Source organism: Vibrio sp. 99K-1, assembly GCF_013114585.1.
Lineage (GTDB): Bacteria > Pseudomonadota > Gammaproteobacteria > Enterobacterales > Vibrionaceae > Vibrio > Vibrio chagasii_B.
Map to the genome: position 1 here is coordinate 1 of NZ_VTXF01000053.1, position 13,508 is coordinate 13,508.

A 13,508-nucleotide genomic window follows, 5' to 3' on the forward strand; every position below is an offset into this window, starting at 1 on the left:
GTTTTATCACTAGGTTCGATTGTTATTTTTATTGTTATTTTTATTATTAGCGGCGAAGCATAAAATCTCAGCGAGAATAAAAATACATGAAAATATCTAAGGCTTTGCCGTTCGTATTAATGAGCGCGCTTTTGTCGAATACTTCTTTTGCACAAGACGTTAATCACTCGTCGGTTGTTCAAACGGTGTTTTATGACCAAGTGGATCCTCAATACCATGACTCCCTATACCTATTTCAGTTGGTTCTTTCGAAGAATTGCTTAACTTACCGTTCGGAAGAGAATCCTTGTAAGGATTATCTGAAAGAAAAATACGATTCGGTTTCTTCGAATTGGTATCAAGAGCAAGAGCCAATTAAGAAACAATATCTTAATGTCAAGCTCGAGATGATTAGTAATACTAATATCGTTCTTGCCGATGTTCATCATGGAGATCAGGGTTATGTTAGCCCTATTATCGCAGACACGCAGTCCATTATGGACGCTCGTATTAACCCTGAACTACAAACAATCATTCGCCGAGAGCTGGATGAAAACAGCAGTAAAACAGGGCTAGATTTTGTCGGTGCAAAACAACAATTGTTCGTTCAGTATGATAATGAAGCAAAGCGCTTTCATGATGCTGAAATTGAGCAAATAGATTTTTCGTCACCAAAGCCAACAAAAGCAGAGAAAATCCATTATCAAGAGCTGCTGTTTATACAAAAATATCTTTCAGAAAAGTTATCGATGACTACTGCTGAAAGGGAGTTAGACAAGCTTTTAAAGGATGTAATTCGAGACATAGTTAGGTGTGCGGAGTGTACTACTACGCCTATAGTTAAAACTTGGAACAACTCGTACGTGGCCTACAAAGAGGTAAGTCTTTCGGAGGTGATGTTGTTTGGGCTTGAGACGATCCCTACGGGTAACGCAGAAGTTTTATATCCAGCAGAGTATTTTAAGCCTGGTGAACAGGGTGTTTCTGTTATTGAATTTCTTTCAAACCTTCGCTCTTATATTATGCAAAATGAATCGACTTTGTTTGTTTCAAAAGACAAAGTAAATAATGATTTAAAACCTGCAGGTATCGATCCAATCTCTTGGGAAGTGATGAAGAAGAGCGTGTCGGATGTTAATTTGAATTCTGAAATTTGGAAAAAGGCGATGGTTCCTAACATTCGTCGTTTGTTTAATTCATTAGTCAAAATTACAACAGGGCCTACAGGGGCGACTTTTGTAAACTCTGCCTCTCAGGCAATGAATAAGGCTGTTACAACAAACTTTAAGCTGGTCAATATCGGGAAAACATTCAATTTAGCGAGTGCTGTAAATGCGGTTGTAAAACACATTCCTAAAGTGGTCACCGGGGAATCCGAGCGTCATTTATGTAATAGTGACGAGATTGAAGGTAGTGGTTTTACTAATGGCATTACGCTTGAAGAGCTGTGTGTGTATGTTCCTAATTTCCGTAGTCAATCCTTCCCGATTACAGTAGGCTCGTTACTTGATCAAAGTGAAGGTTCTGCGATTGTTGAAGATCTCAGTGGTGGGAATACTGCGATGACTACGCTATATCAAATCCTTCCGTCTGTTATTAACCCTTGGGAGTGGATTTTTAATGGCTTACAAGCGATAAGTGGTGTGGACTTAAGGGTGTATGGCCAGGACATCATGGGTTATCGTGTGACTTTAGTGCATGATAGTGGTGCTATCGTGTATCGAAATATTATGTTTGCAAAGCAAGAATTAGTCTTGTCAAAAGACCAGCTATTTGATGCCGATGTTAGTCATTATACAATGAAAGTGTACAGCAACTTGAATAACAACGAAGTTGCGAACTTCGCTCTAAGTCAAAGTATGTTTGACCGCAGTTATGGTGGCGTAGTCAAAGGCAATAAATTCTATTTTGTTGAAGAGATTTTTGATAACCAAAAGCAGGAATATGTCAATAATGGTCGCGCAATCAAAGTATGTGGTTTACCGCCGCAAAACAGAAATGATGATGAGTTCCTTTATGAGTGTCTAGAGGATAGATTTTACCCTCGTATTATTCCTGATTACTATATGGACAACATGCGTGTAGTACCTAAACCGGAATAAGTATTAACTGACTGATGGTAAAAAATGCCACACGACATAGTGTGGCATTTTACGATTCGTTAAGGGCTGATTATGGTATTAGACTGTCAGCGCTTTTTGTAATTCATTTAAGAATCGAGAAATATCCTCTGCACTAATATCGCGGTGAGTGACAAAACGTACAGGGTTACCAGGTGTCATTGTAATACCTTGTTCGCTAAGTTCACCTGCGATACGGTTGATATCCACTGACTCGTCTAACTTCGCAAATACGATATTTGTTTGAACGAAATCCGGGTTAACCGAGAAGCCTTCCAATTTACTCAAGCCAATAGCCAGGTTTTTCGCGTTCTCGTGGTCAGCTTTGAGCTGAGTAACGTTCTCAGTCAGCGCCATTTTTCCTGCTGCGGCAAGAATACCCGCTTGGCGCATACCACCACCGACCATTTTACGTAGTCGACGTGCTTTAGCGATGTACTCTTTACTACCAAGTAGCAGAGAGCCAATCGGAGCACCCAAACCTTTTGATAAACAAATCGTCATCGAATCGAAGTGTTGTGCGATCTCTTTGATGTGCACGTCTAGTGCCACTGCTGCGTTATATACTCGCGCGCCGTCTAGGTGCATTTGCAAACCGTGTTGGTTTACGAAATCACGAGCTTCCGCTAGGTAAGACATTGGCAGTACTTTGCCGTTAATCGTGTTTTCTAAGCTTAGGAGTTTAGTGCGAGCGAAGTGGCTGTCGTCTGGCTTAATAGCAGCGGCAAGCTTTTTGAAATCAAGAGTGCCGTCAGGGTTGTTCTCGATTGGTTGAGGTTGAATCGAACCCAGTACCGCAGCGCCGCCAGCTTCGTATTTGTAGTTGTGCGCTTGTTGACCACAAAGGTATTCGTCTCCACGCTCACAGTGTGCCATTAGGCCGAGTAGATTAGCTTGCGTACCTGAAGAGGTGAACATCGCGGCTTCAAAACCCGTTTCGTTTGCAGCCCACTGCTCAAGTTCATTTACGGTTGGGTCGTCACCATATACATCATCACCGACTTCTGCGTTTGCCATTACACTGCGCATTGCTTGTGAGGGTTTAGTTACGGTATCAGAACGAAAGTCCATGTTTCTCTCCTAGAGTATTATAGGTAGCCGCAGAGTTGGGCTTTACTTAAACAAGCGATAGTTTTTGTATCGGTGATTTGATCGTGTCGTATTTTGTCGTGCAGTTCTTCTAAGCTCAGCTCGATCACTTCTATGACTTCATCTTCATCACATTCAAAGCGGGTTGTGAGGCTAAGGTCTTTTGCGACGAATAGATGCTGTATCTCATCGCAGAAGCCAGCTAAAGGCGTAACTTGCCCCAAGCTTTGAAAAGAAGTTGCACTGTAACCTGTTTCTTCTTCCAGTTCGCGCTGTGCGCATTCAAGAGGTGTCTCGTTAACTTCCATCGTGCCTGCAGGCAGTTCTAAAAGCCACTTTTTAAGGGAAGGACGAAACTGGTTAATCAGGATGATTTTTCCAGATGAGGTGATAGGAAGAATAACGGCCGCACCAGGGTGATTGATTGTTGTATGTTTTACCACAACGTTCGTAGGGAGCGTCACGGTCTCTTCTATGAGAGAAATACTTTTCCATTGATGGATAACTTTATTCATGCAGTCTGGCCACGTTCCTTGCCAATTTGTCGTATTCGAAAGACGTGCACCACCTTAACTTCTATGGTGTCGAAAATAAAAGAAAATTTAGACATAGTTTTGAATTAAATTTCACACCATCCGTGACTCCACTCTCAAATTTGCAATCTATGATTACATCGAAATTACTGACGTAACCATCTGATATAAATGCAACTCAATAATAAAATACACTTGTAACAAAGTGCTAACAAATGTATAAAAACAAATCTACACTCTTTATTGTCCAAAGATTTTCGGAGTAATGCATGACCCCTTCTATTTCTTCACATGCTGACAAGGCGCTACTCTCTGAAAGAATTAACAAATTAGCGCATGCTCTCTCTGATGGTGTCTACGAAAGAGAAGATACCATTAAGCTCTGTTTACTGGCTGCTTTGGCTGGTGAAAGTGTTTTCCTACTAGGCCCTCCAGGCATTGCAAAAAGTCTTATCGCTAAACGCCTAATCCAAGCTTTCGATAACAGCAGCTATTTCGAATATTTGATGACACGCTTTTCTACGCCTGAAGAAGTGTTCGGTCCTCTAAGTATCCAAGAACTGAAAGACAACGGTCGCTACGTAAGGTTGACTGAAGGCTACCTTCCAACCGCTCAAGTCGTATTCCTTGATGAAATCTGGAAAGCTGGTCCGGCAATCCTTAATACACTCCTTACTGTTGTGAATGAAAAAACGTTCAAGAACGGTAGTGATATTGAACGCGTACCAATGCGCTTATTGGTCTCTGCGTCGAATGAACTTCCAGATGAAGATAGCGGCCTAGAAGCGCTTTATGACCGAATGCTTGTTCGCGTGTTTGTAAACCGCATTCAGAACAAACAAAACTTCAAGTCGATGCTGACGGCAGGCACTTCTCAAGAAGCTGAGATCCCGAAGGGATTGGCGATCACGGATATTGAATATCACCAGTGGCAAAAAGAACTCGACAAGCTTGAACTGACAGATAACGCATTCAATAAGCTGTATGAGTTGAAAACCATGCTAGAAGAAACGGTTAAGCAGCAGGGTTCAACTTCTGAATCCGATCTGTATGTTTCAGACAGACGTTGGAAGAAAGCTGTGAAACTGCTGAAGGCGAGTGCGTTCTTCAGTGGTCGTGACAGCGTAAACCCGCTTGATATTCTTTTACTGCAAGATTGTTTGTGGCACAGCCCAGAATCACGAGATGTGGTTCGTAGTGTGGTCAAAGACTTTGCGTTGAATCGAGCTTTTGATCAACAAGAGTCCAAAGCTCAAATTGAAATGTCACGTGAAGAGCTTGAAGATATCCAAGACGAAGTTGAATCAACACTTTCTGTTTCCCTCTCAATGGAGACAACCAGCGGCCTTCTACGTAAAGACGTTTACCACAGCGATATTAAAAACGCGAAGACGTACAGCGTCGGTAGTGCTTACAACTTAGTTAAGTTAGTTCTGCTGCAAAGCAACATGTCAGTTTCAGAATCAGAGAAAGGCGATAGTCGTTGGGTTTACGTAGCGAAAGATGATTTCGATCGTGTGCTTAAAGAAGGGCACGGAGATATTTACGGTTACGTAAACGAAAACAAGAATCTGTGTCGCTTGAAGTTGGATCTTGATGCATCGAACCAGCTAGTGATTAAAGACATCGCGAACCGCTCGGTATTAGTCAGTGTTGTGACCACTGATGGTTTGGACCAAGAGCTTTATAACAAATGGTTGAGTGGCGCTGAGCGAGCACTTGAGCAGCTAAACGAAGCTGAATTCAAGCTGAAACGAGTACGTACCGATTTCCACGATGCGCTACCTCACAACTATATTGACCCAGAGCTACCAAAAGCGATGGAGTCAAGTTTGCAAGCGGTAACACAAGAGCTTGAGACCGCGAAAGTGAAGAGCAGCAAGATTGCTCAGCGTCTTAAATTTATGAGTCAGTACTTCGAGTAGAGGGGACAAGTATGTTAGGAGCAGACGGTTTAAACCTTGCTTTAATGGTTGCTGACTCAGGCATCATTGATACGGCGATGAATGATCTCATCGCCCGTTCTCAAGTGATGATGGCTGCTGAGAATAAAGGGGTAAAAACGTCGGTGAAAAACCACCTAGTGAAATGGCGCGGTAAAGTAAAAAAACGCGTTACGAAGGTGTGTGAGACCGACCGATTCCAAGAAGAAATCGCGCTTTATCAAGAAGTGATTCACTGGGATGAACCCCAGTTTTTTGATGAGATCGATAATGTCATCAAAAAATTGGAGTGGCACTCAGCGTTTTACCTGCAAGCTAGACGCCTGATGGAAAACAACAAGGGCGTTTATAATGCGATGTTCCCACACTACTTCTGCGATCAGTGGTACCAATCGCTGTCAGATGCTATCAAGCAAGCCCAAGTGACAGAACTTGAAACCAGTAAAGAGAAAGTTTTAGCGGATCTCTACCAACGTATGGAAACCATGAAAAACATGGATAAAGTGACGGAATCTGGTGATGAGGGCAGTGTTGGGCGTTTGTGGGATATGGCTTCTGCTAAGTTAAGTAAAACGGACTTAACCGTAATGAAGCGTCACGCAGAGTTTTTAAATAAACACAAAGGTCTACAAGAGATCGCTGAGAAGCTGGGCCGTATGGCGGGCATGGAAGACGATCCTTCGTTACATAAAGCCCCTGTAGAAGAGCTGCAGATGGTTGAAGAGAAAAGCGATGAAGCCGTAGACGATATCGTCGGTATTCATGAAAGCGATGATCTTAACAAGATGCTGCCAAACGAAACCATGTTCTTGGCTTACCCAGAGCTTGAAGTTATCTTCTACAAACACTTGGCAGACAAACGCTTACTAAGTTACCGCTCCAAAGGTAAGTCTCGTACGTTACGTAAAGTTAAGGCGCAAAAGCCAGACAGTAAACACGTTGATATCGAAAAGGGGCCGTTTATTGTTTGTGTAGATGCCTCTGGTTCCATGAGTGGCTTTCCTGAGCAATCTGCTAAAGCAATGGCCTATGCACTAATGCAAATTGCTCTTGCGGAAGAACGAGATTGTTACGTGATCCTTTTCTCTTCTGAACAGATTACTTACGAGCTAACAAGACAAGATGGCTTACGTGAAGCGAGTGACTTCTTGAGCTATTCATTTCACGGAGGTACAGATTTGGAACCTGTATTGATGAAATCGATCGATTTGATGACAGGCGACAAATACAAGAATGCCGATTTAATCGTGCTCTCTGATTTTATTGCCCCTAAGCAGTCTGACGAGATGATCGCTCAGGTTGAAAAGTTGAAGGAACATAAGAACCGTTTCCACGCAGTAAGCCTTTCTAAGTACGGTAACCCTCAATTAATGACTATGTTTGATCATTGTTGGGCATATCACCCGACTTTGGTTGGTCGCTTCATGAAGAAGTGGTAGACCGCGAGTCGCGAATTTAAACCAATTTGCTGTGTGTTTTTTAGCTGAAAAGATCGAACATGCAGCAATTTGATTTAAATGTCAGCAAACAGAATTTAAATTCACTTTTTTGTTTGACTATCTCTCCTTAATCCGTAAAGTAGGCACCCGAACACAGCGGAGTGACTTACTTAGTCCCTAAAGTGTTGAAATAAAAAGGCGCCTTGGCAGAGTGGCTATGCAGCGGATTGCAAATCCGTGGACCTCGGTTCGACTCCGGGAGGCGCCTCCATTCTTTCTCTTAGTTTGATAAGTTAAGAGATACTAAGAATGAAAATGCGATACTAGCTCAGTTGGTAGAGCGCAACCTTGCCAAGGTTGAGGTCATCGGTTCGAACCCGATGTATCGCTCCAAATTTTGTAATGTTGATTCCTTGGCAGAGTGGCTATGCAGCGGATTGCAAATCCGTGGACCTCGGTTCGACTCCGGGAGGCGCCTCCATCATTCAGAAAAACCAGTCTTAGTGGCTGGTTTTTTCGTATCTGGCGTCTTATTTTTTATCTGCTTATCTGCTTATCTGCTTATCTGCTTATCTGCTTATCTGCTTATCTGCTTATCTGCTCTGTTTGAGCACTCTGCTTTTACTTTTACTTTTACTTTGTTTTCTACAACTCGCTTTTGTTTGTGACTAAATAATCTTTATCGTTGATAAACCAGTAAATAAATCAAAGTCACAATTAAACATAATGCTCAATTTGTTTCATTGTTTTTTGGGATAACCCTAATAAAAACATGAGTATGGGTGATAGGATTTCTCTTTATATTTCTTTAATTGTTCTATAAGAGGTTCTTAATATGCAATTTAGTCTAAAGAGGAAAATGGTTTTCTCTGTAGTTTTGGCGATTGCTTTTACATCCGCAATTCTTCTTTTTATGGGTTATAAGACGTTTCAAAGTAACAGCTGGCAGGCTATAGAGAGTGAAAGTCGTAACACGCTGAATGCCCATGCAAAAGGGATCAGTGATTGGTTTTACGACAAGAAACAAGCCGTACATGGTCTTCAACAACAAGTTCAACTTAACCCTTCATTAGATATTGTCCCGCACTTACGTCAAACCCTTGTATCTGGTGGCTTTGGATTGAGTTATTACGGCAATAAAGACGGGGAGATGTTCCGTCATGATCCTTCTCTCAATAAAGCAGGGTACGACCCAAGAGTTCGTGGCTGGTATAAAGAGACGTTAGCTCAAAACAAAGCCGTCACAACCAAGCCGTATGTAAGCGTTACGATGCAGGCGCTCGTGGTTACACTGACCGATCCGGTCACCGAGAACGGATCCATTATTGGTGTCGTTGCTTCGAACCTCGCGTTGGACAAGCTGATTAAAGACGTATTAGCTATCCAGGTTCCAGGAAATGGTCGAGCGATCCTTATCGACAAACAAGGTACGGTGGTCGCTCACCAAAACGAAGACTTTATTCTTAAACAGGTGAATGACATCGCTCCGGAGTTGAGTGTTGCTGGTTTAAACAGTGCAGCGCAGAATCTAACGACGATCTTTACCCAAGTTGATGGTCACGAACGAGTGATCATGGCGGAGCCAATCAGTGGTACAGATTGGTTACTTGTGATTGAGATGGATAAAGATGTCTTGGAACAACCTCTGTTCGACATGTTGGTCAGTCAGATCACTACAGGCTTGATTGTTTTGATTGTGATGGCTGCAGCGACGTCTTGGTTTGTTGCTCGCCAGTTGGTGGAGCTAGGACGAGTGAGCGAAGCTCTCGCAGATATCGCAGAGGGTGAAGGTGACTTAACGCAACGCCTTCAAGTATCCAGCAAAGATGAAGTTGGTCAGTTGGCCGATAAGTTCAATGTGTTTGTCGATCGACTGCATGGAATGATGACCAACGTTACTCAAGTATCCACAGCAATGAACAATGGTGCTGAGCATGCCAATGAGAGTGCCCTTAAGCGCAGTGATAGCGTCAGCCGACAGCAAGATGAAATTACAATGGTAGCTACTGCGGTAACTGAAATGGCGACTGCGACGGCTGAGATCGCTTCTAACGCAGACAATACAGCGAAAAGCGCCAGTCATTCGGTTGAATTAAGCGAGCAAGGCTTCCAGCAGATGGCAAAAAGCCAATCATCAATCAATGAGCTTGCTACTGAACTGACGAGCGCTGTATCTATTATCAGCGAGCTAGAAGAGCATGGGCAACAAATTGCGTCTATCTTAGCGACGATACGTGAGATCGCTGAACAAACTAACCTACTGGCACTAAATGCTGCGATTGAAGCGGCGAGGGCTGGTGAACAAGGTCGTGGCTTTGCCGTTGTAGCTGATGAGGTTCGAGTATTGTCACAGCGTACTCATGCTTCAACGGAAGAAATTGAAGATAAGATCAAGCGCTTGCAACAGGCGACAAATAGCGCGGTTAAAGTGATGACTCAAAGTCACGACATGGCAGAGACAAGTGTGCATGATGTTGATATGGCGGGAGAGAGCTTGGCTCAAATCCGTGAAGCGATTCAAGTGATCAGTGATATGGCGACTCAAATTGCTTCTGCTGCGGAAGAGCAGTCACTGGTTACTGCTGAAATTAATGCTAATACTGAATCTGTTCGTGAAGTGAGTGACGTTATGGCACTTGATGCGACGGATGCTGTGTCTCAGGCGGATCAGCTCAGCAATTTAGCAAGTGATTTGAAACAAGAGTTGTCTCGATTCAAGCTTTAACAATCAAAGCGCAATACAGATAGATTAGTAAATACCAGAGCACAGACTGCTAGCAGTATGTGCTCTTTCTTTGCGGTGCAAATACGAGTTTCAATGCTGATCAAAGAAGTCTTTATTACGTATGTATTTACTCATCAAGTGGTAAGAGAAAGGCCTAATCAACCAGCTAAAAATAGAACGTCCAAGGCGAATAAACGTTGGGGTGTTTTCATAGATTCTGCCGTTGTATAGCCAAAGTACCTTTCCTACATGCCAATACAGTAAAGGTACGGGCGGCATGAAGGTCACAATGTCGATGTCACAACATATACGATAGGTTTTTTTGCGAAGGCGATAGCGCTTCTTAAAGCTCCAATCACCAATTGCTGGTTGTCCAAAGGTCACGATTCGCTTAATGCAGCCAGGGTATTTCTTGTCAAAATAATCCGCAAAGACACAACCAATGGCGCCGCCGGAGGAGTGCCCAGTAATCGCAATCCTTTTCCCTTGTTCCAATAACGGTATAAGAACCGTTTCTAATCGCTCAATCACGCTCAAACCTAACTTGTCTTCGTTGCGGCTCGGCTGGCTCTCTTGAAACATCAGGTGATAAAACCCCGCGTGAACACGATAGTTGAGTCCAATCCTTTTGCAGCTTCTCGTCCAAAGAGCAAAGTTAAGCATCCAGTCTGATACACTATGTGACCCTTTAATAACCACAACCACTTCATCTTTGTCGCTACTCCAAAGAACCCGAATCATCGTCTTACCAAACTGGTTCTTTATGACGCGCTGTCCATTTGGATCGAAACCATAGCGAGTTTGCTTAAAAACTCTAGGGTAGGCGAGGTTACAAAGAACGGCATAGCGCTCGTACTGGTATCGTTTTAGTGGTTTCACGGGTACTCATGGTTTTGACAGTATTTTAAATACTATAGTCTTAGAATGTGAAACAGAGATGAAGGGAGGAATAAGCGATGGAATGACATTGAGTTTGTATCAAACCCGTTCTAAATAAACTATATGACATTAACTTGTAATATTGGTTAATATCTTTTAATAATAATCTGGGCGTTGTCTAATAATTAGGCTTTTTTATACAATACAGTTTGTAACTAAGATGAATACAATGCCTTACTTAACCTTACATTATTGAAAATTTAATATGGTAGCATCTTCGAAATTTCGAAGTTATAAAGATAATGTAAAAGGCTCTATTCATGCTATCAAAAAGTCAATCGTATAAGTTAACGTTTTACTGGGTATTAAAAAGCTTATATAGATTACTTCCTATACTACCTCCAAAAATCGAGATGTCTAAGAACCTTAGGCTTGCTGAGCTATATGTACAAAAAAAAGACTATACTAATGCTATTAGATCGATAGAGGAGTTAGTCTACAAATTCAATAAGTATGAATATTATTTTATGCTATTGAATTTGTATGTAATGAATGGTGAATTATTAAAAGCAAATCGTCTTCAGGAAGATAAATCATTAGAGTTTATTGATAGCGATATCGTTAAAAGCATGGATCTTCTAAATAATACAGTAAATGACGTTGACAAAGTGAAATTTGTAACTGACTACGTTAAGAGTCAAGGTGCTACCCCTTTGTTAATTGATGTGGTTGGATTAGGTCAAGATCTAAAAATAAAGTCGGTTCAAGAAAAAGACCTTATGTCAAATACTCAAAAATATGCAGGTGAGCGAAAATTGTGGGGGCAGGGGGTTAAAGTGCCAGAGTACATATTGTCACTTTATGATGACGCAGAAAAAAGCCAAATACCTACATTTTTTGACTATTCAAGGCCAGTGATTAAAGGCACTAAAGTAGCTCTTCTTGATACCGAAAGACCGATGATGTCAGTGAAAAATGGTTTGAGAGTAACAGTAGGTCAGCCCAATATTCCAGCTCGAAAGGTATTGTTTTTTGGTTCGTCAACAACATATTCTAGTGGTATGAGTGATATTTACACACTCGTTTCTCAAGTTCAACGTAGTATTAACAAGCATTTTTCTGATGTAGTACTAGAGAATCATGGAATTATTGGGATGAAACTCCTACAAGCTATGAATAACTTGGTTCAAACCAATATCAAAGAGAATGATATAGTAGTTTTCTTCAACTTTGATGAATTTAGAAGTGAAGGTCTTCAAGACTTAAATAAAATCGACTTGAATCTCATAGAAAGAGGTAGCGACTTTTTTATTGATTTAAACGATAAGCAAGGCCATTACTCACCTAGAGGTAACAAAGTACTTTCCGAGGTAATCGTTAAAGAGCATCTAATCCCTCTACTGAAAAACGAAGATTCAAAATTGGTTAATCAAGGCGATAGAATAGATGAGAGCATCCTTTCGGTCCTAGAAAAGTTCAAGTATTTCTTATTTAGACACACTGCGCAGGCGCTTGAATCTTGTGAAATGAAATCTTACTTAGAGTTATTGGATCAACATGCTACAGATAATGAAGGTGTTATAGGCAGCGTAGCGGTTAATTGTAACCCAATTACTAAGGGACATTTACACTTAATCGAACACGCCGCAAGGAGTGTCGATAAGTTGTTCATTTTCGTTATCGAAGAAGATAAATCTTTCTTTAAATTTGAAGACCGATTTAAGTTAGTCTTTGAAAGTACTAAACATATCGGTAACGTCACCGTTATTCGAGGGGGGAAGTTTATTTGTACTGAATTGACTTACCCAGATTACTTCGATAAAGAAACTTCTGAAGCTAAAGCTGATGCATCAATGGAAGCATGGTTTTTTTGTGAGTACATAGCTAAAGCGCTGAATATTAGTAAGATATTTCTTGGAAATGAACCAAAGTGTCAAATCACCCAACAATACAATGAAAAAATGCAGGAGCTACTCCCTGCATATGATATTGAAGTTGAAATCATTGAACGTATATCAACAAACGGTGATGTGATCAGTGCTTCTAAAGTCAGGGAGTTCTTAGCAAGCCGAGATTTCAGCAGTATAGAAGCAATAGTGCCAAAGCCGACATATCAATTTTTGAAAGAAAATTATTAATTAGGTTCGTGCTTTCCAGAATTACTGATAAAGCCAGTCCTTCGACTGGCATTTTTATTCGAGTTTTCTCGTTCCCATGTATTATGAATGATTTTGAGCCGGCTTTGGAGGAGGAGATTGTGTTTGCCATTTGCGCAATCAGTAGTAAATTCAACCGTCAAAGTTCGATAATTAATCACTTGAATTAAAAGATAAAATTTATTGTTGACGAATTTTTTCCATCCGTTAAAGTACACCTCGTTCTCACGGCTTAGGTCGCTGAGCGATGGTGTTCTATTTCAGTAATAGGCATGCATAATTGCGTTGCCCTGGTGGTGGAATTGGTAGACACAAGGGATTTAAAATCCCTCGGCGTTCGCGCTGTGCCGGTTCAAGTCCGGCCCGGGGCACCATCTATCTTGCTCCTACTTTTGAGTAGAGTGATGAACCAAGAGTTGTTCTCTTAAATCACTATTAAAGGCGCCTTGGCAGAGTGGCTATGCAGCGGATTGCAAATCCGTGGACCTCGGTTCGACTCCGGGAGGCGCCTCCATTCTCTCTTTCATTTTAGAAAGCAGATGAATGAAAATGCGATACTAGCTCAGTTGGTAGAGCGCAACCTTGCCAAGGTTGAGGTCATCGGTTCGAACCCGATGTATCGCTCCAAATTTTGTAATGTTGATT

At 41.7% G+C, this 13,508-nt stretch carries 8 protein-coding genes and 5 tRNA genes; 10 read left to right on the plus strand and 3 right to left on the minus strand.

What is annotated here, in order from left to right; all coding sequences use genetic code 11:
• Positions 1-86: 86 nt before the first annotated feature.
• Complete coding sequence (locus F0228_RS25365) at positions 87-2,081, plus strand: hypothetical protein (RefSeq protein ID WP_239940244.1); 1,995 nt, start codon at positions 87-89, stop codon at positions 2,079-2,081.
• A gap of 78 nt (positions 2,082-2,159) precedes the next feature.
• On the opposite strand, the gene ltaE is transcribed toward F0228_RS25365, so the two are convergent.
• Together ltaE and F0228_RS25375 are read right to left on the minus strand one after the other, a co-directional pair.
• Positions 2,160-3,170, minus strand: a complete 1,011-nt coding sequence (gene ltaE / locus F0228_RS25370) for a low-specificity L-threonine aldolase (protein WP_061030874.1) — start codon at positions 3,168-3,170, stop codon at positions 2,160-2,162.
• Positions 3,171-3,187: 17 nt separating this feature from the next.
• Complete coding sequence (locus F0228_RS25375; protein WP_061030875.1) at positions 3,188-3,703, minus strand: NUDIX hydrolase; 516 nt, start codon at positions 3,701-3,703, stop codon at positions 3,188-3,190.
• A gap of 287 nt (positions 3,704-3,990) precedes the next feature.
• On the opposite strand from F0228_RS25375, the gene F0228_RS25380 reads away from it, so the two are divergent.
• From F0228_RS25380 to F0228_RS25400, 5 genes are all read left to right on the plus strand, one after another.
• Positions 3,991-5,646, plus strand: a complete 1,656-nt coding sequence (locus F0228_RS25380; RefSeq protein WP_061030876.1) for an ATPase RavA domain-containing protein — start codon at positions 3,991-3,993, stop codon at positions 5,644-5,646.
• 11 nt (positions 5,647-5,657) lie between these two features.
• Complete coding sequence (gene viaA / locus F0228_RS25385; protein ID WP_061030877.1) at positions 5,658-7,103, plus strand: ATPase RavA stimulator ViaA; 1,446 nt, start codon at positions 5,658-5,660, stop codon at positions 7,101-7,103.
• 197 nt (positions 7,104-7,300) lie between these two features.
• A tRNA-Cys gene (locus F0228_RS25390) sits at positions 7,301-7,374 on the plus strand.
• A gap of 46 nt (positions 7,375-7,420) precedes the next feature.
• Positions 7,421-7,496 (plus strand) — tRNA-Gly (locus F0228_RS25395).
• Positions 7,497-7,962: 466 nt separating this feature from the next.
• Entirely contained in the window at positions 7,963-9,828 is a 1,866-nt protein-coding gene (locus F0228_RS25400) for a methyl-accepting chemotaxis protein (protein WP_061030878.1), read from the plus strand.
• A 90-nt stretch (positions 9,829-9,918) separates the two neighbouring features.
• Here F0228_RS25400 and F0228_RS25405 read toward each other — a convergent pair whose 3' ends face one another.
• The gene (locus F0228_RS25405; protein WP_171763047.1) at positions 9,919-10,707 is read right to left on the minus strand and encodes a lipase; all 789 of its coding nucleotides are present in this window, start codon (positions 10,705-10,707) and stop codon (positions 9,919-9,921) included.
• Between the two features lie 548 nt (positions 10,708-11,255).
• On the opposite strand from F0228_RS25405, the gene F0228_RS25410 reads away from it, so the two are divergent.
• From F0228_RS25410 to F0228_RS25425, 4 genes are all read left to right on the plus strand, one after another.
• Entirely contained in the window at positions 11,256-12,845 is a 1,590-nt protein-coding gene (locus F0228_RS25410) for a citrate lyase ligase (RefSeq protein WP_239930726.1), read from the plus strand.
• Positions 12,846-13,150: 305 nt separating this feature from the next.
• Positions 13,151-13,237: transfer RNA gene (locus tag F0228_RS25415), tRNA-Leu, on the plus strand.
• A gap of 66 nt (positions 13,238-13,303) precedes the next feature.
• Positions 13,304-13,377 (plus strand) — tRNA-Cys (locus F0228_RS25420).
• Between the two features lie 37 nt (positions 13,378-13,414).
• Positions 13,415-13,490, plus strand: a tRNA-Gly gene (locus tag F0228_RS25425).
• Positions 13,491-13,508: the final 18 nt, after the last annotated feature.